This is a genomic window from Bradyrhizobium sp. 190 (genome assembly GCF_023073415.1).
Classification (GTDB): Bacteria; Pseudomonadota; Alphaproteobacteria; order Rhizobiales; family Xanthobacteraceae; genus Bradyrhizobium.
The window spans coordinates 160694-179923 of the sequence record NZ_JADPJL010000035.1; the positions used below are offsets into that span (position 1 = coordinate 160694).

20 protein-coding genes and 2 pseudogenes are annotated in these 19230 nt (G+C 62.9%); 11 read left to right on the forward strand and 11 right to left on the reverse strand.

Features of this window, described 5'->3' with window-relative positions:
- Position 1: 1 nt before the first annotated feature.
- The 4 genes from fliG to IVB22_RS21390 are packed head-to-tail and all read left to right on the forward strand — an operon-like array spanning position 2 to position 3518.
- Positions 2 to 1087 carry a flagellar motor switch protein FliG gene (gene fliG, locus IVB22_RS21375; RefSeq protein WP_247519249.1) on the forward strand — a complete coding sequence of 362 codons (1086 nt, stop codon included), beginning with the start codon at positions 2 to 4 and terminating at the stop codon, positions 1085 to 1087.
- The gene (locus tag IVB22_RS21380; protein WP_247519250.1) at positions 1087 to 1713 is read left to right on the forward strand and encodes a FliH/SctL family protein; all 627 of its coding nucleotides are present in this window, start codon (positions 1087 to 1089) and stop codon (positions 1711 to 1713) included. Before fliG ends, IVB22_RS21380 begins: the two co-directional genes overlap by 1 nt.
- Before the next feature lie 19 nt (positions 1714 to 1732).
- The gene (gene fliN / locus IVB22_RS21385) at positions 1733 to 2083 is read left to right on the forward strand and encodes a flagellar motor switch protein FliN (RefSeq protein ID WP_108521346.1); all 351 of its coding nucleotides are present in this window, start codon (positions 1733 to 1735) and stop codon (positions 2081 to 2083) included.
- A gap of 55 nt (positions 2084 to 2138) precedes the next feature.
- A complete protein-coding gene (locus IVB22_RS21390) occupies positions 2139 to 3518 on the forward strand; it encodes a sigma-54-dependent Fis family transcriptional regulator (protein ID WP_247519251.1) in 1380 nt (459 codons plus the stop codon).
- Positions 3519 to 3605: 87 nt separating this feature from the next.
- On the opposite strand, the gene IVB22_RS21395 is transcribed toward IVB22_RS21390, so the two are convergent.
- The 7 genes and pseudogenes from IVB22_RS21395 to IVB22_RS21425 all read right to left on the reverse strand — a co-directional run bounded on the left by IVB22_RS21395 (position 3606) and on the right by IVB22_RS21425 (position 9180).
- Positions 3606 to 3785 carry a hypothetical protein gene (locus IVB22_RS21395; protein WP_214487673.1) on the reverse strand — a complete coding sequence of 60 codons (180 nt, stop codon included), beginning with the start codon at positions 3783 to 3785 and terminating at the stop codon, positions 3606 to 3608.
- A 61-nt stretch (positions 3786 to 3846) separates the two neighbouring features.
- A pseudogene (locus tag IVB22_RS21400) lies at positions 3847 to 4430 on the reverse strand (flavin reductase family protein).
- A gap of 7 nt (positions 4431 to 4437) precedes the next feature.
- Positions 4438 to 5283, reverse strand: a complete 846-nt coding sequence (locus IVB22_RS21405) for an ATP-binding cassette domain-containing protein (RefSeq protein ID WP_247519252.1) — start codon at positions 5281 to 5283, stop codon at positions 4438 to 4440.
- A gap of 7 nt (positions 5284 to 5290) precedes the next feature.
- A complete protein-coding gene (gene ssuC, locus IVB22_RS21410; RefSeq protein WP_247519253.1) occupies positions 5291 to 6097 on the reverse strand; it encodes an aliphatic sulfonate ABC transporter permease SsuC in 807 nt (268 codons plus the stop codon).
- Complete coding sequence (ssuD, locus tag IVB22_RS21415; protein ID WP_374207598.1) at positions 6094 to 7263, reverse strand: FMNH2-dependent alkanesulfonate monooxygenase; 1170 nt, start codon at positions 7261 to 7263, stop codon at positions 6094 to 6096. Before ssuD ends, ssuC begins: the two co-directional genes overlap by 4 nt.
- Positions 7257 to 8210, reverse strand: a complete 954-nt coding sequence (locus tag IVB22_RS21420; RefSeq protein WP_247519255.1) for a sulfonate ABC transporter substrate-binding protein — start codon at positions 8208 to 8210, stop codon at positions 7257 to 7259. The genes ssuD and IVB22_RS21420 overlap by 7 nt, the downstream gene beginning before the upstream one ends.
- Before the next feature lie 22 nt (positions 8211 to 8232).
- Entirely contained in the window at positions 8233 to 9180 is a 948-nt protein-coding gene (locus IVB22_RS21425; RefSeq protein WP_247519256.1) for a sulfonate ABC transporter substrate-binding protein, read from the reverse strand.
- Between the two features lie 552 nt (positions 9181 to 9732).
- Between IVB22_RS21425 and IVB22_RS21430 the strand changes: the two genes are divergently transcribed.
- A complete protein-coding gene (locus IVB22_RS21430; protein WP_374207599.1) occupies positions 9733 to 10644 on the forward strand; it encodes an ABC transporter substrate-binding protein in 912 nt (303 codons plus the stop codon).
- A 69-nt stretch (positions 10645 to 10713) separates the two neighbouring features.
- On the opposite strand, the gene IVB22_RS21435 is transcribed toward IVB22_RS21430, so the two are convergent.
- Positions 10714 to 11922, reverse strand: a complete 1209-nt coding sequence (locus tag IVB22_RS21435; RefSeq protein WP_247519258.1) for an LLM class flavin-dependent oxidoreductase — start codon at positions 11920 to 11922, stop codon at positions 10714 to 10716.
- 184 nt (positions 11923 to 12106) lie between these two features.
- On the opposite strand from IVB22_RS21435, the gene IVB22_RS21440 reads away from it, so the two are divergent.
- Complete coding sequence (locus tag IVB22_RS21440) at positions 12107 to 13222, forward strand: ATP-dependent RecD-like DNA helicase (RefSeq protein ID WP_247519259.1); 1116 nt, start codon at positions 12107 to 12109, stop codon at positions 13220 to 13222.
- Between the two features lie 160 nt (positions 13223 to 13382).
- Here IVB22_RS21440 and IVB22_RS21445 read toward each other — a convergent pair whose 3' ends face one another.
- Positions 13383 to 15071, reverse strand: coding sequence for a caspase family protein (locus IVB22_RS21445; protein ID WP_247519260.1), 1689 nt, complete (start codon positions 15069 to 15071; stop codon positions 13383 to 13385).
- Positions 15072 to 15336: 265 nt separating this feature from the next.
- Between IVB22_RS21445 and msrA the strand changes: the two genes are divergently transcribed.
- From msrA to IVB22_RS21470, 5 genes are all read left to right on the forward strand, one after another.
- Positions 15337 to 16056 (forward strand): peptide-methionine (S)-S-oxide reductase MsrA, encoded by a 720-nt coding sequence (gene msrA / locus IVB22_RS21450; protein ID WP_247519261.1) that lies wholly within the window; start codon positions 15337 to 15339, stop codon positions 16054 to 16056.
- A gap of 9 nt (positions 16057 to 16065) precedes the next feature.
- Complete coding sequence (gene msrB, locus IVB22_RS21455; RefSeq protein ID WP_247519262.1) at positions 16066 to 16476, forward strand: peptide-methionine (R)-S-oxide reductase MsrB; 411 nt, start codon at positions 16066 to 16068, stop codon at positions 16474 to 16476.
- A 104-nt stretch (positions 16477 to 16580) separates the two neighbouring features.
- Positions 16581 to 16967, forward strand: a complete 387-nt coding sequence (locus tag IVB22_RS21460) for a hypothetical protein (protein ID WP_247519263.1) — start codon at positions 16581 to 16583, stop codon at positions 16965 to 16967.
- Between the two features lie 228 nt (positions 16968 to 17195).
- Positions 17196 to 17360, forward strand: coding sequence for a DUF3309 family protein (locus tag IVB22_RS21465; RefSeq protein ID WP_247519264.1), 165 nt, complete (start codon positions 17196 to 17198; stop codon positions 17358 to 17360).
- 214 nt (positions 17361 to 17574) lie between these two features.
- A complete protein-coding gene (locus tag IVB22_RS21470) occupies positions 17575 to 17859 on the forward strand; it encodes a hypothetical protein (protein WP_212417802.1) in 285 nt (94 codons plus the stop codon).
- A gap of 81 nt (positions 17860 to 17940) precedes the next feature.
- Here the strand turns inward: IVB22_RS21470 and IVB22_RS21475 are convergent, their stop codons facing one another.
- Positions 17941 to 18477 carry a DUF4112 domain-containing protein gene (locus IVB22_RS21475; RefSeq protein WP_247519265.1) on the reverse strand — a complete coding sequence of 179 codons (537 nt, stop codon included), beginning with the start codon at positions 18475 to 18477 and terminating at the stop codon, positions 17941 to 17943.
- A gap of 142 nt (positions 18478 to 18619) precedes the next feature.
- Positions 18620 to 18730: pseudogene (locus IVB22_RS21480) on the reverse strand (AraC family transcriptional regulator); the annotation flags it as partial.
- Between the last annotated feature and the right edge of the window lie 500 nt (positions 18731 to 19230).

Here is a 19230-nt window from a genome sequence, read left to right on the forward strand (position 1 = left end):
CATGGCCGCCGTACCGCAAACCTCAAACGCCAACGACATCACCACCGTCATCTCGGCGCTGGCGAGCCGTCAGGCGAGCCGGCCCAAGGGCAAACCGCTGAGCGGCCCGAAGCGCGCCGCCATCCTGATGCTGGCGCTCGGCGAACAATATGGCGGCAAGGTGTGGGGACTGCTCGATGACGACGAGGTACGCGAACTGTCGATTCATATGTCGACGCTCGGCACCGTCGAGGCCGACATCGTGGAAGACCTGTTGCTCGAATTCGTTTCGCGGATGTCGGCGTCTGGCGCCCTGATGGGCACCTTCGACGCCACCGAACGGCTGTTGCAGCAATATCTGCCGTCCGAGCGCGTCACCGGCATCATGGACGAAATTCGCGGCCCCGCCGGCCGCAACATGTGGGAGAAACTCTCCAACGTCCAGGAAGAGGTGCTCGCCAACTATCTCAAGAACGAATACCCGCAGACCATTGCAGTGGTGCTGTCGAAACTGAAGCCGGAGCACGCCGCACGCGTGCTGGCGATCCTGCCCGAGGATCTCGCCCTCGACGTGGTCGGCCGCATGCTGAAGATGGAAGCGGTGCAGAAAGAAGTCATCGAGCGCGTCGAGCAGACACTGCGCACCGAATTCATGTCCAACCTGTCGCAGACCCGCCGCCGCGACGCCCACGAGGTGATGGCCGAAATCTTCAACAATTTCGATCGCCAGACCGAGACCCGCTTCATCACCTCACTGGAAGAGGAAAACCGCGAATCCGCCGAGCGCATCAAGGCGCTGATGTTCACCTTCGACGACCTGATCAAGCTCGACTCCGCCTCGGCCCAGACGCTGATGCGCAATGTCGACAAGGACAAGCTCGGCATCGCGCTGAAGAGCGCCAATGAGGAGGTGCGTGCCTTCTTCCTCGGCAACATGTCCTCGCGCGCCGGCAAGATGCTGATGGACGACATGGCCGCGATGGGACCGGTGCGGCTGCGCGATGTCGACGAGGCGCAGGCGCTGCTCGTCAACCTTGCCAAGGACATGGCCGCCAGGGGCGAAATCACGCTGACCAAGAACCGCGCCGACGACGAGCTGGTGTACTGATGGCCGCGCCCGCAAAATTCCTGTTCGACACGGACTTCGCAGCGCCGGACAAGACGCGCGAGCGTGCGGCAACGGCCGCCGAGATCGCGCAGAAGATCGCGGAGGCCGAGGCGCGTGCCTACCGCGCCGGCTACGAGACGGCCCTGCACGAGGCCAGGGTGGAGAGTGACCGCCGCTCGGCGCTGGCGCTGGAAGAGATCGGCATCACCATCCGCGGCATCGCCACGCGTTTCTCCGGCATCGAGGCCAGGATGGAAACCGAGGCGGTCGAAGTCGCGGTTGCAGTCGCGCGCAAGCTGTGCAGCGAACTGATCGTCCGCGAACCGCTCGGCGAGATCATGGCGCTGGTCAGCGACTGCTTCTCGCATCTGGTCGCAACGCCGCATCTCGTCGTCCGCATCAACGACCAGCTCTACGAGGCCGCCCGCGAGAAGATTGAACGGCAGGCAGCCCAAAGCGGCTTCGAGGGCCGGCTGGTGATTCTGGCCGAGCCGGGCATCGCCACCGGCGACTGCCGGATCGAATGGGCCGACGGCGGCGTGGTGCTGGAACGCGCCGCCATCGAAGTGAAGATCAGCGAACTCGTCGGGCGCTATCTGGCGTCCCGCGATCAGGCCGGAACGTAAAGGCCATGAGGACTGAACCATGAGTGACACCGACGCACAGGTACCGCTACCCGATCTCAACGCCGCGGACGCCCCGCCGATCGACGATCTGGCCTACAACGAGGACGAACAGGCCTCGCGCATCGCGGCCGACCTCGAGGCCGTGTTCGACGTACCGGTGCAGGTCTCGGCCGTGCTCGGCCGCTCCAAGATGGACGTCGGCGAATTGTTGAAGCTCGGACCCGGCACCGTGCTCGAACTGGACCGTCGCGTCGGCGAGGCCATCGACATCTACGTCAACAACCGCCTGGTGGCGCGTGGCGAGGTCGTGCTGGTGGAAGACAAGCTCGGTGTGACCATGACGGAAATCATCAAAGCGGAACGCAGTTAACAATTTTGGCGACACGCGCCGCGAACGGCGCGAACAGACGGACAGGAGATAAAAAATGCGGCTTCTCATCGTTGGCACATTGAAGGGCCAGCTCACGACCGCCACCAAGATCGCGATGCAAAACGGGGCCTCGGTGACCCACGCCGAAGCGATCGAACAGGCGATGGCAGTGCTGCGCGGCGGCAAGGGCGCCGACCTGCTGCTGGTCGACGTCGCCCTCGACATCCGCGACCTGGTGATGCGGCTGGAAGCCGAGCACATCCACGTGCCGATCGTGGCCTGCGGCATCTCCAACGACGCCCGCGCCGCGGTGGCTGCGATCCACGCCGGCGCCAAGGAATACATCCCGCTGCCGCCCGATCCCGAACTGATCGCCGCCGTGCTCGCCGCCGTCGCCAATGATTCACGTGACCTGATCTATCGCGACGAAGCCATGGGCAAGGTCGTCAAGCTGGCGCAGCAGATCGCGGGCTCCGACGCCTCCGTGATGATCACCGGCGAATCCGGCACCGGCAAGGAAGTTCTGGCGCGTTATGTCCACTCCCGCTCGGGACGCGCCAAGCGGCCCTTCATTTCGATCAATTGCGCAGCGATCCCCGAGCATCTGCTGGAGTCCGAATTGTTCGGCCACGAGAAGGGCGCCTTCACCGGCGCCGTCGCCCGCCGCATCGGCAAGTTCGAAGAAGCCACCGGCGGCACGCTGCTGCTCGACGAAATCTCCGAGATGGACGTTCGGCTGCAATCCAAGCTGCTGCGCGCGATTCAGGAGCGCGTGATTGACCGCGTCGGCGGCACCAAGCCGGTGCCGGTCGATATCCGCATCATCGCGACCTCGAACCGCAACCTCTCTGATGCCGTGCGCGAAGGCACTTTCCGTGAGGACCTGCTGTTTCGCCTCAACGTCGTCAATCTGAAGATCCCGCCGCTGCGTGACCGTCCGGCCGACATTCTCGAACTGGCGCAGCATTTTGCAAAAAAATACGCCGACGCCAACGGCGTGCCGCTGCGGCCGATTTCCGCCGATGCGCGGCGCGTGCTGACATCGAACCGCTGGCAGGGCAACGTCCGCGAACTGGAGAACACCATCCATCGTTCGGTGCTGATGGCGCAGGGCGACGAGATCGGCGCCGATGCGATCCTGACGCCGGACGGCGACCGCCTCGACCTCGCCAAAACCCCGCCCGCCGTGGCCCACGCCACCTTTGCCGCCGAACAGGTGACGCGGGCACTCGTCGGCCGCACTGTCGCCGATGTCGAACGCGACCTGATCCTGGAGACGCTGAAACACTGCCTGGGCAACCGGACCCATGCCGCCAACATCCTCGGCATCTCGATCCGCACGCTGCGCAACAAGCTGAACGAATATGCCGACGGCGGCATACCGATCACGCCGGCCGGCGCGGGTGAGCATCAGCGGTTTGTCGCGGCGGGGTAGAGCCTCACGCCCCGCCTCCGTCATTGCGAGGAGCGAAAGCGACGAAGCAATCCATCTATCGGTTATGCCGAGGGATGGATTGCTTCGCTACGCTCGCAATGACGTGGAAAGAGCGGAATAGCTCGGCGCATCCGGCTTGCGGAAAATGTGAATGGGATCGCCGGGCTGCAGGTCACGCCCGGTGAAAACCGCATAGGCATACAGCGCGAGATAGGCGATCGCGAGCGCGCCGACGCCGTAAAATACCCAGGTTGCGAGACGCTTCATTTGCCGGGTTTAGATCGGATGCGGCAAAAAAGCCAGCCCAGTACCCCCCGGCGTACCTCCGTCAGAACTTCCGTGCGGACTTCCGCGTCGGCACGCTGACCTCGGCAAGCTTCGCCGCATCCTCGTCCTGATCGATGGCGACATAGCGCCCCTGCCATAGGCCAGCGCCGCGGTGCGTGCTGACACCGCAACATCCAGAACGCGGCCGATGACGATCGCATGCGAATGCCGCTCGACGATGTCCTCGACCTCGCAGTCGATCGCCGCCAGCGCGCCGACCAGCAACGGCACGCTGGAGGCGCGCGTCGTCCATCTGGCGCCGGCAAAGCGATCGGCGCCCTTCAGGCCGCCCTTGCCGGTAAACCGCTCGGCGATGTCGATCTGGTCCGACGTCAAAATGTTGACGCCGAAGAAGCCGTAGCGCTTTACGAGTGGCCAGGAGGACGATTCCCGATTGATACTGACGATCAATGCCGGCGGATCGACCGACAAGGATGACACCGACGTCACTGTCATCCCCAAGATGTCCCTGCCCCTTCCTGCGGTGATGACGCTGACGCCACCCGTCAATTGGCGCATGGCCTTTCGAAAATCGCCGGAGGTAACATCGGTTTCGATCGACACGGAGCGAACAATGGAGTTCATGGGCGCCTCACAGGTCGGAAGTATCTTCCGTGCCTTCCAGAAGATTTTTCAGGATCGCGCCTTCCAGCACAGCGAGCTCAGCCGAACCGCGCTGGCGCGGACGGGGAACATCGACGCTGAAATCCTCGGCGATGCGACCGTCCTCGATGACAAGCACGCGATCGGCCAGGGCCACGGCCTCGGCGACGTCATGCGTCACCAGGATCGCGGTAAAGCCCTGATCGTGCCAGACCCGCTCGAGCAGCCGCTGCATCGAAATGCGCGTTAAGGCATCGAGCGCGCCAAGCGGCTCGTCGAAGGCGAGAACGCGCGGTTGGCTAACCAACGCCCGTGCCAGCGCCACGCGCTGCTTCTGTCCGCCTGACAGGACCGCCGGCCACTGCGACCGCTTGTCGGCGAGACCGACCTCGACCAGTGCGCTCTCGGCGCGGGCCTGCGCGTCCGCCGAGGTCCGCTCACGTCCGAGACCGACTTCGACGTTCGACAGCACCCGTGCCCACGGCAACAGCCGCGGCTCCTGGAACATGACCCGGACGTCTTCTGGTCGCGCGTCTTCGCCAAGGCTGATCGTGCCGGCGGTAATAGTCTCCAGGCCGGCGATCAGCCGCAGCAACGTGCTCTTGCCGCAGCCGCTGCGGCCGACGATCGCAACCGACTGGCCGGCGGGGATATGCAGATCGATGCCGCGCAGCACCTCATTGTCGCCGAAGGATTTGCGCAATCCCCGGAGGGTCAGCGAAAGCCCGCGGGCCTGCGCTTCCGAACCGCGCCGAAGCAACCGCGCCTGTTCGACGAAGTCGGCGCGATCGACCGGCTCTGCGCCGGGAGAAAGAAAACGAAGGGCTTCTTGCATATTATCCTCAATGTTTCTGGAAGGCCGGATGCCAGGACAGCGTCAGCCGCTCCAGCGTACGCGAGGCACTGTCGGCGAGCTTGCCGAGCAAGGCATAGATCAGGATCGACAGCACCACGACATCGATCAGCATGAATTCGCGCGCCTGCATCGCCATGTAGCCGAGGCCCGATGATGCGGCGATGGTTTCGGCCACGATCAGCGTCAACCACATGATGCCGAGCGCGAACCGTACGCCGACGAAGATCGACGGCAAGGCACCCGGGAAGATCACCCGGCGGAACAACTCGCCATCGGTCATGCCGTAGATCCGTCCCATCTCGATCAATTGCGGATCGACGGTGCGGATGCCGTGCAGCGTGTTCAGATAGATCGGGAAGAACACGCCAAGTGCGACCAGGAACAGCTTTGCCGATTCATCGATCCCGAACCACAGGATGACCAGCGGGATCAACGCCAGATGCGGGATGTTGCGCACCATCTGCAGCGTCGTATCGGTCAGCTTGCTGGAGGTCGGCGACAGACCGTTGGCAAGGCCGAGCATGAAGCCGATGCTGCCGCCGATCAAGAATCCGATGCTGGCGCGCCAGAAGCTGACCCAGATGTTGCGGGCGAGTTCGCCTGAGAGCAGGAGCTTCCATCCCGCCAGCGCGACGTCGCTCGGCGCCGGCAGCACGCGTGCGGACACGAAGCCGGTGACGCAGGCAAGCTGCCATATCAGGATGATCGCGAGCGGCACGATCCACGGGATCAGGCCGTCGATCCGCGGCAATTTGGGTGCGCCAACGCGCGGAAGACTGTCGATGAGACTCATGATTGCGATGCCTGTTTCTGCGGGCGGTATTCGTTGCCGATGGTTTCGCCGAACGGCCCGGTGTTGAGGCGGATCGGCGTGACGTTGCTTGGCTGTGCGAGCGACAGCAGCGGGAACACCAGTTCGGCGAAGCGATAGGCTTCCTCCAGATGCGGGTAACCCGACATGATGAAGGTATCGATGCCGATATCCTGATATTCCCTGATCCGAGCCGCGACCGTCTCGGGATCGCCAACCAACGCAGTGCCCGCACCGCCGCGCACCAGGCCGACGCCGGCCCAGAGATTGCGACTGATCTCGAGCTTGTCACGGCGGCCGCCGTGAAGCTGGGCCATGCGCTGCTGGCCGACCGAATCCATCCGCGAGAAGATCTTTTGCGCGGAAGCGACGGTTTCGTCGGTCACGTGCTGGATCAGTTCATCAGCGGCCTTCCAGGCTTCGGCATTGGTTTCGCGCACGATCACATGGAGGCGAATGCCGAAGGAAAGCTTTCGTCCACGTGCGGCTGCAGCGGCCTTCACGCGATTGACCTTTTCGGCGACCTGCGCCGGCGGCTCGCCCCAGGTCAGGTATTTGTCGACGGTATCGACGGCAACGTCGATGCCAGCATCCGATGATCCGCCGAAATAGAGCGGCGGCCGTGGTGACTGCACCGGCTGGAACAGCAACCTGCCGTCCTCGATGCGGATATGCTTGCCCTCGACATTGACGGTCTTGCCCGCCAAAAGGTCGCTATAGACGTTGAGGAACTCGCGGGTCACCTCGTAGCGCTCGTCATGCGAAAGGAAGACGCCGTCGCCCTTGTTCTCGCTCGGGTCGCCGCCGGTCACGACATTGATCAGCAACCGTCCATTCGACACCCGGTCGAGCGTCGCGGTCATGCGGGCTGCGACACTTGGCGATTGCAGACCGGGCCTGACAGCCACGAGATAGCGCAGCCGCTCGGTCCATGGCGCCACGGCCGAGGCTGTCACCCATGAATCCTCGCAGCTTCGCCCGGTCGGCAGCAGCACGCCGAAATAGCCGAGTTGGTCCGCGGCCTGCGCGATCTGGCGCAGGTAATTGAAGTTCACCTCGCGGCCGCCGGTGGTGGTGCCGAGATAACGGCCGTCACCATGCGTCGGCAGGAACCAGAGAATATTGGCGTTGGGTTGCGTGCTCACGATCCGGACCTCCGGGCCACGTCAGAAATCTTGATTTGCTTCGGGATTAGTCCGAGCGAGAAGAACGTATCCGCGACCTGTTGCTGGTCGGCGATCACGCTCTCGGTGATCGGCTTGATTCCGCAGGACTGCCGCTTGAGCGCGACTTCGACGACCGGGACGGAAAGCCCGATCGCAGGCGCGAGTTGCTCGGCGACCGCATGGATGTCGCCCTTGGCCCAGTCGTCGACCTCACTAAGTTGCGTCAGCACGAGATCGACGATCTTCGGGTCGGCCTCCAGGAACTTCTTGGACGAGAAGTAGAACTGGTAGTTCGCGACAATGCCGGTGCCGTCGGCGAGCGTACGCGCGCCGGTGGCGGCCTCGGCGGCGGCCTGGAACGGATCCCAGATCACCCAGGCATCGACCGCGCCGCGCTCGAACGCTGCGCGGGCATCGGCCGGCGCCAGAAACACCGGCTCGATCTCGGAATATTTGACGCCGGCTTTCTCCAGTGCCTTCACCAGCAGATAGTGAACGTTGGAGCCCTTGTTCAGCGCGACCTTTTTGCCTTTGAGGTCCGCGACCGAAGCCAGCTTGCTGTCCTTCGGCACCAGGATCGCCTCGCCCTTCGGCGCCGGCGGCTCATAGGCGACGTACTGGATCGGCGCGCCCGCGGCCTGCGCGAAGATCGGCGGCGCTTCGCCGGTGTTGCCGAAATCGATCGCGCCGACATTGAGCGCTTCGAGCAGCGGCGGGCCGGATGGAAACTCCGTCCACACCACCTTGTAGCCGGCGGCCTTCAGCTTCTCTTCCAGAGTGCCCTTGCTCTTGAGCAGCACCAGCTTGCCGTATTTCTGGAAGCCGATGCGGACCACCTTGTCCTGGCCGTAGGAAGCGCCGACGGTCGCCGCGACCATGCTGACCGACAGCACGGCGCTGGCGATCCAGCGTTGAATCAAACGCGTCATGAGTTACGTCCTTTGTTGGAATTCAGCTTTGGGTATGGCGCCAGACAATGTCGCGCACGGCGATCGGCTTTGGAATCAGGCCGAGCTTGTGGAAGCGATCGGCGACCGCCTGCTGCGTCGTGACAATCTCGTCGGTGACGGGGCCGATCAGGAAAGATGCGCGGTTGGCGGCGACGGTCTGGACCTCGAGCGGCACACCGGTCACCGCGGCGAGCGCGCTCGCGACCTCGGCGCGGTTGGCCTCGGCCCAGCGCGCGGCCTCCGCCAGGCCGTCGATCACCTCGCGGGTTTCCCGCACATGGGTGTTCGCAAAATCGCGGTTGGCGAGGTAGAACGAATTGGTCTTGGCGACTTCATGGGCATTGATGAGGATCCGGCCGTTCTGGCGCTTCTCGCCAATCGCAAAATATGGATCCCAGACCGCCCACGCCTCGATGCTGCCATTGGCGAATGCCGGCCCTGCATCGGGCGGTGTCAGATAAACCGGAGTGATGTCCTCATAGGTCAGCCCGGCTTTCTCCAGCGTGGCGATCACCACGTTGTGCGCGCTGGTACCCTTGGTGAACCCGACGCGCTTGCCCTTCAGGTCGGCGAGGGTGCGAATACCGGAATTGGCGGGAACGAGAATGCCCTGCCCGTTGGTGATCGGCGATCCCGCGACATAGACGATATTGGCGTTGGCAGCCTGCGCGAAGATCGGCGGCGTATCGCCGACCGCGCCGAGATCGACGCTGCCGGTGCTCATGGCTTCCAGCAAGGGCGGGCCTGACGTGAACTCGATCCACTTGATGCCGATCTGCTTGCCGGCGAACCGTTTCTCCAGCACAGCCTGCTGCCGCGCGATCACCAGCACGCCGGTCTTCTGGTAACCGATACGGATTTCCTTAAGGGATGCTTGCGCCTGCGCGCGCGACGATAACGCAGCAATTGCGCCTCCAACCGACAATCCGAGAAACTCCCGACGTCTCATTCCATATCTCCTGACGATCATGCGCGCGTCGTCGCGCGACCATGCGATGTCAGAATGATGGGACCGTCGCTCCAGACTGTCGAGCGCCTGCAGAAAATAACGACGCGCGTTCTGTCATTCGACAAAGACACAATGCATTTATTGTTGGACGAATGATTGCGACGATATTTTTTCCCGCACACGCGATCGGAACCGCATTCAACGCCTCACGGCGCTGTGAATTTGTCTGCCGATCGCTTCGCGCAGCGAAAGTTCGACGACACGATTCACGAGCTAATTGCTGCACAGTATTTAAGCGCCAGCTACACTGCATGCGATTTCGTTTCACGACAATGAATTCGAACGAATGATTCATTGCGACCTCGCAACGCAATTCAGTCAGCCATTTCATTGACTGCGTTTCGGTCGCTCGTAGGCTTCGTGCACCGCTGATTGCGCCCACGCAATGCAGCGGATGAAACGAGAAAGATCAAAAACATGAATGCAACCAAACTTGAATCGCGCGCCCGCGCACGTCTCCGTCGCATCGGCACCACGTTGTTCAGCGCCGCGATGGGCGTGGCGATTACCGCATCGGCGCTGGCCGCGGACACGGTGACGCTCCGCGTCGGCGACCAGAAAGGCGGCAACCGTTCCTTGCTCGAAATCTCAGGCTACGCGAAGGATTTGCCCTACAAGATCGAATGGTCGGAATTTCCTGCTGCTGCGCCGATCCTCGAAGCGCTGAACGCAGGTGCGCTGGATGTCGGCTATACCGGCGATCTCTCGTTCCTGACGGTGTATGCGGCCGGCGCCCCGATCAAGGCCATCGGCGGCATGCGCTCCGATGCCAGGACGCAGGCCATTCTGGTTCGCCAGGATTCGCCGATCAAGACCTCCGCAGACCTCAAGGGCAAGCGTCTGGCCGGAACGCGCGGCGGCTGGGGCCAGTTCCTGATCGATGCGACGCTGGAGAAGGCCGGATACAAAATCGACGACGCGACCTTTGCGCCGCTCGGGCCGGTGGATGCGAAGATCGCGCTGGTCGCCGGCTCGATCGACGCGTGGGCGGTGTGGGAGCCCTACGTGTCCTATGCAACGCTGAAGGACAATGCCCGGGTCGTTGCCAATGGCGAGGGCTTGACACCGACCGTCACCTTCATCGTCGCTTCCGATAGCGCCATCGCCACCAAGCGCGCGGCCGTGCAGGATCTCGTGCAGCGGCTCAACAAGGCGCGACTATGGTCGCTGGATCATCTGCCCGAATACGCCAGGAACACCGCCGAACTCACCAAGCTTCCCGAAGACGTGCTGCTGAGCGCCTACAAGGCGCAACGCACCAGTCCGATCGCGATCGACGAGAACATGGTCAGGGAGGTTCAGGAAGCTTCCGACCGCGCCACCCGCTACGGGATCCTGGCGAAGAAGCTCGACGTCAACAAGGCGGTCGATCGCAGCTTTACGGCGGCTGTAAACTCGAACTGATGGCCCGCGCCACGGGCGCGGCGCGATCCCTCCCATCGCGCCGCGCCTGGCTCGACATCCGCGGAAGCGTTATTCCGCCGCCACCTTCTGCGTCGGCGCGACGTTGATCGCGAGCTTACCGTAACGATCCCTAAACGCTTCAGTATCGATCTCTTCGAGCTGGATCGCCCCGCTCATCACGCCCTTCTTCCACGCGTCATGCTCGGGGTCGTTCTGGAACTCCGGCATCACCTCTTTAGCGAACAGCTCGAGCGACCCGCAGATATGCTCGTGGGTGTTCTTGCCAGCCTGGTTTAGCAGGATCACCTGATCGATATGGGAAGAGCGGAAGCGCCGCAGCTTTTTGCGGATGGTTTCCGGCGATCCGATCAGGCCGCCGCGCAGCGCCGCTTCCTGCGCCTCTGGATTGTCGCGCTTCCACTTGTTGTACTCGTCCCACATGTTGACGGTGCCGGGGTCTGGACGCTGCCGGTTCTGCGAGGTGCCGTAATAGCGCAGTGCGAACTGGAAGAAGGTGGCGCCGTCGGCACGGGCGCGCGCCTCCTCGTCGGTCTTGGCGCACATGAAGAACGACACCAGCGCCATGTTCGGGTTGATCTCGTAGTCCGCGAGCTTCTTCAGCCGCTTGGTGATCGCGTTGTAATAGGCGTGCACCCAGGCATGCGCCGCTTCCGCGCTGACGAACTGGAAGCCGAGCGCGCCAAAGCCGTTCTCGCCGGCGCGCTCGATGGTCGGCAATTGCGAGCAGGCCATCCACAGCGGCGGATGCGGCTTCTGCACGGGTTTTGGCACCACGTTGCGCAGGGGAATGTCGAAATACTTGCCATGATGCTCGGTGCCCACTTTCGTGAACATCGGAAAGATCGCCTGAACCGCTTCCTCGAACACTTCGCGCTTGGTTTCCATGTCGCGGCCGAACGGCGTCAGTTCGGTGATCGACGCGCTTTCGCCCATGCCGAATTCGCAGCGGCCATTGCTCAGGAGATCGAGCACCGCAACCCGTTCCGCAACCCTGGCAGGATGATTGGTGGTGAGCTGGAAGATGCCGTGCCCGAGCCGGATCTTCTTTGTGCGCTGGCTGGCCGCGGCGAGGAACGATTCCGGCGCGGGCGAGTGCGAATATTCCTCGAGGAAATGATGTTCCACCACCCAGGCGTGGTCATAGCCGAGCCGGTCGGCGGTCTCGAGTTGGGTCAGCGCGTTCTGGTAGAGCCGGAGCTCGTCGCCCTCCTCCCATGGGCGCGGCAGTTGCAGCTCATAAAAGATGCCGAATTTCATGACGCCTCCCAAACCGCTTGTTGTTTTCGGTCAGTGTATTCGCCATGCATCCCAAGTCCAGCCTCGACCGCGAAACAGCAATTCCGTGGCGCGGAAGCAGCCTTGCATGGAACGCGCGAATGGTTAGCTTTACGCTTCCGTTGAGTCGCGGCCTTCCGCCCGCTCTTCTCTCCGTCTGGACCCCATGACCACGTTCACGCCGCATCAGGATTCCGCGCTGAAGGCCGTTGCCGACTGGCTGAAGGCCAAGCCCGGCAGGGGCGGCACGCCGCCGGTATTCCGGCTGTTCGGCTATGCCGGCACCGGCAAGACCACGCTCGCGCGCCACATCGCCGAAGGCGTCGATGGCGAGGTGAAGTATGCCGCCTTCACGGGCAAGGCGGCGCTGGTGATGCGCAACAAGGGTTGCGACAACGCCTCCACCATTCACTCGCTGATCTATCGCGCCAAGGAATCCGGCGTCGAGCAGCCGAGCTTCGAACTGTGGGATGACGCGCCCGCGTCCAAGGCAAAACTGATCGTGATCGACGAATGTTCGATGGTCGATGCCGAACTCGGCCGCGACCTGATGTCGTTCGACTGTCCCCTGCTAGTGCTTGGCGACCCCGCGCAATTGCCGCCGATCCAGGGCGGCGGCTTCTTCACGGATTGCGAGCCCGACGCGATGCTGACCGAGGTGCATCGCCAGGCGCAGGACGACCCGATCGTTCGGATGTCGATGGATATCCGCGAGGGCCGCGAACTCGAAATCGGCCGCCATGGCGAGAGCGAAGTGGTGCCGCGCAGCGAACTCGATCCGGACCGCGTGATGAGCGCCGACCAGGTGCTGGTCGGGCGCAACAACACCCGCCGTGCCTACAACATGCGCGTTCGCCAGAAACAGAACATCGAGGATCCCTTTCCGGTGGCCGGCGACAAGCTGGTCTGCCTGCGCAACAACCGCAAGAAGGGCCTGTTCAATGGCGGGCTGTGGCGGGTGAAGTCACGCACCCAGCCGCGGACGAAATCAAAAATCCTGACCATGCGGCTCTCGCCCGACGAGGAATTCGGCCACAAGGTCACCAAGGTCTCGGTGCGCCATGATTGCTTCGAGGGCGGCATCGAGGCAATCCCGTGGGACCAGCGCAAGCCCTATGACGAGTTCGACTACGGCTACGTGCTCACCGTGCACAAGTCGCAGGGCTCGCAATGGGACGACGTGGTGCTGTTCGACGAAAGCTTTGCGTTCCAGGACAGTCGGGCGAGATGGCTCTACACCGGCATCACACGCGCGGCGAAGCGGCTGAGCGTGGTGGTGTAGTCCGAAAGCGGCAGCGTTCCCCGGATGCTGCGCAGCACGAAGTGATGCGCTGCTGATCCGGGGTCCACAAGCGGCCGGCAATAGGTCCCGGCTCTGCGGAGCAGCGTTGCCGGACGATGCTTCGCATCGCCTAGGCTGCACCGCGTCCGGGACGCGAGACCTACTTCCCCGCCACGAAGTAAAAATCCTCGCGCCCCGGCAACGATCCGTAGGTGAATGGCTGCTGCGTGCGATTGGTGGCCTTCCAGACGTCGTCGCGGACGATGTCGAACAGCTTTCGCACCTCGATCTTCGGTTCCTTGATGACGCGCGCGAGCACCGTGGCGAACGGGCTGTTGGCGGAATCGCCATCAAGTGCAGTCTCGCCGTGCTTGGCAGCATAGACCACCATGAAGCCGGCTTCCGGCTCGATGTTGGAGAAACCGCGGTTGACCAGCTTTAGCGCAATCGTCCGCTGCATGGTCTTTTCGAATGGGTTGTCGCGGCAGGCGTCGAGCATCACCAGGCGCAGTTTCCGCGCGCCGGCAACGGATGCGATCACCTGTTCAAGGGCGACCGCCTGCGTCTCCGCGTCGCTGTCGGCCTTCAGCCTGGCATCGACGGGGATCAGATAATTCACGCCGCCGATTTCCATGCCGTGACCGGCATAATAGACGACAGCCCAATCCGCCTTTTCGGCTTCCAGGCCGAATTCGTGCAGGGTGGCGAAGAATTTATCCCGGCTGAGATCGGGCGCCAGCGTCACCGTGGCAAAGCCGAGTTCGCGAAAGGTCGACGCGATCAGTTTGGCGTCGCGCGTCGGATTGGCCAGCGGGGCAGCATTCCTGTAGGCACCGTTGCCGACGATCAGCGCGACCTTGCGCGGCCCCGCTGGTTGTGGCGTCGGCGCGGCCGTGCCGAGCAAGGCTTCCAGCCGCTCCTTGGCGACGGCACGCGCAAGCGTGGTGTCGATGTCCTCGCGCCGCGCCTGCACGGCGTTGGCCGCCAGGCGATAGTCGGCACGTGCGGCGGCGAGGTTGCGGCGTTTCTCGAAAAGCTGCCCGCGGCCGACATAGGCGCGAACGTAGTTCGGATTGATCTTGAGCACCTGGTTGTAATCGTCGAGAGCGGCATCGAGATTGCCCTTGCCGAGATAGGCATTGCCGCGGCTGGTCAGCCCGTAAACATTGTTCGGCGACTTCGCCAACGCCGCATTGCAGTCAACGAGCGCGTCATCGAACCTGCCCATGCCGGTGTAGGTAACGCACCGGTAGGCCGGAACTTGCGGACCGTCGGGATTGACCTTTTGCGCCTCGGCGAAGTCGGCGAGTGAGGCTTCGTACCGCTTCATCAATCCTTGCAGACGGCCCCGATTGTAGTGGTGCAGGTATCGGCTCTGATCATTGAAGATGTATTTGACCGCCAGGTTGAACTCATCGAGCGCGCGCTGCAGCTCTCCCCTGCGCATGAAGATCAGGCCGCGGTTGTTGTAGGCACTGCCGTAAGTCGGACGCAACTGCAGGCACAGATCATAGTCGGCAAGCGCACGCTCGTCGTCGCCCCTGTAGCTGTAGGCGATGCCGCGCGCGTTGATGACGTTGATATTCTGGGGCGCGATCTCGTGGGAGGCGGTGAACGCCGCGATCGCGCTATCGTAATCGCGCTTCTTCACCAGGGAGTCGCCGCGAAACCAAAGCGCGGCAGCCCGGGAGGGGCCGGTGATTTTCTCGTCGGCGATCACGCTCTCGCAGGCCGCCAGGCGTGCTGTGGGTTCCGCTGTGGAATTTCGGCAGGTTTCGACGTCGCCGGCGGCCCGCGCGGGGCCGGCGGTGGCAAGCATGAGGAGACCCAACAACAAGGCCTGCAACATCGGCGGAACGCTCCGGCACACGGATTTTGGTCGCGGCGCGCGACCGGCGGTTCATTGTGGAAAGACAGGCCCGCACCGGTCAAGCGTGACCGATCGCCCCTCCTTACGGCCTTGCGCGGGCGCAGCTTTATTCACGAACTCGTGTGGCGCGGGCCGTAACAATCCGCGGCCAGGGCCGTATCTTGGGCATCGGAGAGAGTTGAGCCGATTGCGAAACGCCGATCCCGCTCTAGACTGCCCCCAACCATTGCCGAAAGAGGAAACCATGTCCCCTCGCCATCTCAGCCGCCTGTCGCTGTGCGCTGCCGCCATCGGCGCGCTGGCCATCGCCGCTGTTACCATCAGCCCCTCGCGCGCCTCGTCGGAAGCCGTCATCATTCCGCCGCCCGCCGTCGACGTTCAGGCCGCTGACGGCATCCAGACCGCCGTGATCGCCGGCGGCTGTTTCTGGGGCGTGCAGGGCGTGTACCAGCACACCGCCGGCGTGCTCAACGCGGTGTCCGGCTATTCCGGCGGCAGCAAGATGACCGCGAACTACACCATGATCGGCACCGGCACGACGGGACACGCCGAGGCGGTCGAGATCAAATACGATCCGAAGAAAATCAGCTACGGCAAGATCCTGCAGATCTTTTTCTCCGTCGTGCACGATCCGACGCAATTGAACCGCCAGGGCCCGGACACCGGCACGCAATATCGCTCGGCGATCTTCACTGCCAATGACGAGCAGAAGAAGGTGGCGGAGGCCTATATCGCCCAGCTCAACGCCGCCAAGGTCTACAAGAAGCCGATCGTGACCAAGGTCGGCCCGCTGCAGGCGTTCTACGCGGCGGAGGACTATCACCAGGACTACCTGACGCTGCACCCGAACCAGCCCTATATTGTCTTCAACGACATCCCGAAGGTCGAGAACCTGAAGAAGATCTTCGCGGAGAACTATATCGAGAAACCGACGCTGGTGAGCAAGGCGAAGGCCACCAATTAAGGAGGATAGATGTCCGACACCAAAACATCCGGCAAGGTCGTCAAGAGCGAGGCCGAGTGGCGCAAGGAGCTGTCGCCGATGCAGTACGCCGTGCTGCGCGAAAAGGCGACCGAGCGGCCGTTCTCCGGCGAATATGAGCACGAGCACCGCAACGGCACCTATACCTGCGCCGGCTGCGGCCAGACGCTGTTCGAATCCGATGCCAAGTTCGACTCCGGCTGCGGCTGGCCTAGCTTCACCGCACCTGCCGTGGACAGCCATGTCGACGAGGAGCGCGATGCCAGCCACGGCATGATCCGCACTGAAGTCTTGTGCTCGAAATGCAACGGCCATCTCGGCCACGTCTTCCCCGATGGCCCCGGCCCGACCGGCCTGCGCTACTGCATCAACTCGGCGGCCTTGAAGCTGCAGCCGAAATAGTTCGAGTAACACTCGAACCTGTCTTTTCCCCCGCGCGACCAAGAGCTCGCGCGGGGCTTTTATTTGGTGGGACGCTTCCCGGCCTGCCCGGCGCGCAAGCAAGGATGAATTTCGACATGCACATTTCCGAACGTCTGCTGCTTGGTCTAGGGCTTGCCATCCTCATCATGGAGAGCGTTGTGATCCAGCCTGCCTTTGCCGCCGAAAAGGTCTCCCTGTTCAAGGTCATCACCGCCAAGGACGAGATCGTGATCGGGATCAGCGAGGGCGATCTTGCCCAGATGGAAGGCCAGAACGCCGGCGGCATCGCCAAAATGCTGGTCGCCAAGGGCTCGATGAGCGCGTGGCAATACGCAGTGCGCAAGTCCGCCGGCGGCGATCTCGAGCAGGCGCCGCTGCACAAGATCGGCCTCATCGCCACCGAGTCCCTTCGGGTCGAGCCCTATGCAACGCCGTTGAAAGTGCTGCCGATCGACGAGATGAGGAAATAGCGATTCCGTCATTGCGAGGAACGAAGCGACGAAGCAATCCATTCTTTCTTTCCGCGGTGGGATGGATTGCTTCGCTTCGCTCGCAATGACGACCGGGCGGCAATCGTGCCGCCCGACTACTTCTCCTCTTCGGCGGAGCGACCACGGACTCGCGGCGCGAAATATGCTTTGATCCGGGCCGCGGGCGCTTTTTTGGGAGGCGCCCCGCGGTGCTTCGGGGAGCGCGCGATGTCGCTTGGAACGATACTCATCATTATCTTGATCGTATTCCTCCTAGGCGGCTTCTCCGGCCGTTTCCGGGGCTATGGCTATGGCTACGGCCATTCCGGCATGGGCCTCGCCGGCGTGATTTTAATCGTGCTCCTGATCCTGCTGCTGCTCGGCAAGATTTGAGCCATTAAGTCATTGAAAAAACTTGAATAAATTTTTGTTCCCGGCAGCCATGCGTAGATTCATCATCACCCCCGAAGTCGGGCATCAGGGGTCGCATTTTTGTCAAAGAAGCTTATATTGGGGCCTGAAATGACATGCACGGCGAGGCCCGCCATAGTGGCCCACCGTCATCCAATCCCCACGCAAGAGCCGAAAAAGATTGAGGTCATCGTCCATGCGTCCATTCAGCTACAACACCGCCGCCGAACTGTTTCCCGCCGCGATCCGCAAGAAGAAGCGGGCCGGGTTTGCCTATCGGCGTTTTGGCACCGCGGCGGAAGCGGTTCGCTTCGCGATCGAGGAGCTACCGGCGGACTCGCTGAATGGCGCTTATCTGCAGGTCGAGGAAGCCCGCTTCGATCAGAGCGGCATCCGCTCGCTCTATGAAAGCGAAGCCTTCCCGCTGCCGCGCCGTCCGCGTGCGCCCGCCAGCGCCGAAGACAAGGCCGACGCGGCCTAAGATTCCGCGATCGATAATGGACATGCCCTCGGACATCTCCGAGGGCATGTTTTTTAGCGACATGTTTTCCATCGTCATGCGTTAACGCGGCTGCCGGTCGAGCCAGCGCTTGAGCATGCGCACGTTGCGAACGTTGGCGCGGAACATGACGTCGAAGGCGTCGCCCGCGACCGGCACCAGGCCGACCACGCCGTCAACCGCGACATTGGCGAGCATCCGCGCCGTGATGTGCCATGGCGCTCCGAGCGCGCGCGCCTCTCGCACCACCCACAACGAAATCGCCGTCGTGATGATGTCGCCGACCACGGGGATCAGCCCGATCAGCCCGTCGATGCCGTAGCGAAACTTGGTGCCCGGCACGATGAAGGCGACATCAAGCAGTTTGGCGATGGCATCGAGCCGCGCCAGTCGCTGCTCGCGCGTCAGATCGCCGAACGGATTGGCGGCGGAATGACCGAAATCGAACCGCAATCCCTCGAACTGCGTGTGCAGGTTCGCCTCGGGGACTTCGCGCCCTTCCTGGTCGATCACCGGGCCGCGCCCGGACGCGCGCGTCCGGGAAGACTGCCCGGAACGTGAACGCGGCGGCGTATAGATATCGTCGTTTGACATGGTCATCACATGGTAACGCGAATGCGAGCCGCAAGTTGCGTCAAATTATCGCTTTCGCTCTCGATGCAATTGATTTTGACGCGTTTTCTTCACACGAACCGGTTTCCACCACGGATCAAGTCCGCGGGCATGCTTCGCTTGAAACGCTTCACCTGCCCCGCGCCGCCGTCGGCGTCAGGCCGAAGCGGCGGCGGAAGCAGCGGTTGAGATAGGACAGATCGTTGAAGCCGCATTCGAAGGCTATGTCGCTGATACGCCGCTCGCCTGCCCGCGCGGCTGGTACCACCGCCCCTTCAGCCGCTGCCGCGCCAATGGGACCTGACGCGCGATCGGCAACCCGCTGCCCCGACCCCCGGGGTTTACCGGATAGATCGGCCGCGAAAATAATCTAGAGTGCAAGCCTCCACCATGGTTGAAGCGGGCTCGGGGCTTTTTTTCACGTAAGCGTATTGCAACCACATGCGCATGAGCGGCGGGCCGAAAGGTCCGCCGCTTTTGTTGCGTGGTCGGCTGATCCAGGCGGAACGTCGTCCCTGCCTAGTGCGCAATCGTGCACGGGCGCAGGGACCCATACTCCGCGGCTGTCGCTATTGGAAAAGACAGACAACAGCGACTTCACAAGGTAATTGCGGCCGGTGCTTGTGGGTCCCTGCGAACGCGCTAGCTGATTCACACATCTTTGAGGGTTTCCCACGCGGAGGCGACGCCCAAGAAGTATTGGAGGCCATGCCTGATGGTGATGGGGCCGGGTTTGGTGCG

Coding starts and splice junctions, on each gene's coding strand:
- fliG (WP_247519249.1), top strand. CDS start 2: ATGGCCGCCGTACCGCAAACCTCAAACGCCAACGACATCACCACCGTC.
- IVB22_RS21380 (WP_247519250.1), top strand. CDS start 1,087: ATGGCCGCGCCCGCAAAATTCCTGTTCGACACGGACTTCGCAGCGCCG.
- fliN (WP_108521346.1), top strand. CDS start 1,733: ATGAGTGACACCGACGCACAGGTACCGCTACCCGATCTCAACGCCGCG.
- IVB22_RS21390 (WP_247519251.1), top strand. CDS start 2,139: ATGCGGCTTCTCATCGTTGGCACATTGAAGGGCCAGCTCACGACCGCC.
- IVB22_RS21395 (WP_214487673.1), bottom strand. CDS start 3,785: ATGAAGCGTCTCGCAACCTGGGTATTTTACGGCGTCGGCGCGCTCGCG.
- IVB22_RS21405 (WP_247519252.1), bottom strand. CDS start 5,283: ATGCAAGAAGCCCTTCGTTTTCTTTCTCCCGGCGCAGAGCCGGTCGAT.
- ssuC (WP_247519253.1), bottom strand. CDS start 6,097: ATGAGTCTCATCGACAGTCTTCCGCGCGTTGGCGCACCCAAATTGCCG.
- IVB22_RS21420 (WP_247519255.1), bottom strand. CDS start 8,210: ATGACGCGTTTGATTCAACGCTGGATCGCCAGCGCCGTGCTGTCGGTC.
- IVB22_RS21425 (WP_247519256.1), bottom strand. CDS start 9,180: ATGAGACGTCGGGAGTTTCTCGGATTGTCGGTTGGAGGCGCAATTGCT.
- IVB22_RS21430 (WP_374207599.1), top strand. CDS start 9,733: ATGGGCGTGGCGATTACCGCATCGGCGCTGGCCGCGGACACGGTGACG.
- IVB22_RS21435 (WP_247519258.1), bottom strand. CDS start 11,922: ATGAAATTCGGCATCTTTTATGAGCTGCAACTGCCGCGCCCATGGGAG.
- IVB22_RS21440 (WP_247519259.1), top strand. CDS start 12,107: ATGACCACGTTCACGCCGCATCAGGATTCCGCGCTGAAGGCCGTTGCC.
- IVB22_RS21445 (WP_247519260.1), bottom strand. CDS start 15,071: ATGTTGCAGGCCTTGTTGTTGGGTCTCCTCATGCTTGCCACCGCCGGC.
- msrA (WP_247519261.1), top strand. CDS start 15,337: ATGTCCCCTCGCCATCTCAGCCGCCTGTCGCTGTGCGCTGCCGCCATC.
- msrB (WP_247519262.1), top strand. CDS start 16,066: ATGTCCGACACCAAAACATCCGGCAAGGTCGTCAAGAGCGAGGCCGAG.
- IVB22_RS21460 (WP_247519263.1), top strand. CDS start 16,581: ATGAATTTCGACATGCACATTTCCGAACGTCTGCTGCTTGGTCTAGGG.
- IVB22_RS21465 (WP_247519264.1), top strand. CDS start 17,196: ATGTCGCTTGGAACGATACTCATCATTATCTTGATCGTATTCCTCCTA.
- IVB22_RS21470 (WP_212417802.1), top strand. CDS start 17,575: ATGCGTCCATTCAGCTACAACACCGCCGCCGAACTGTTTCCCGCCGCG.
- IVB22_RS21475 (WP_247519265.1), bottom strand. CDS start 18,477: ATGACCATGTCAAACGACGATATCTATACGCCGCCGCGTTCACGTTCC.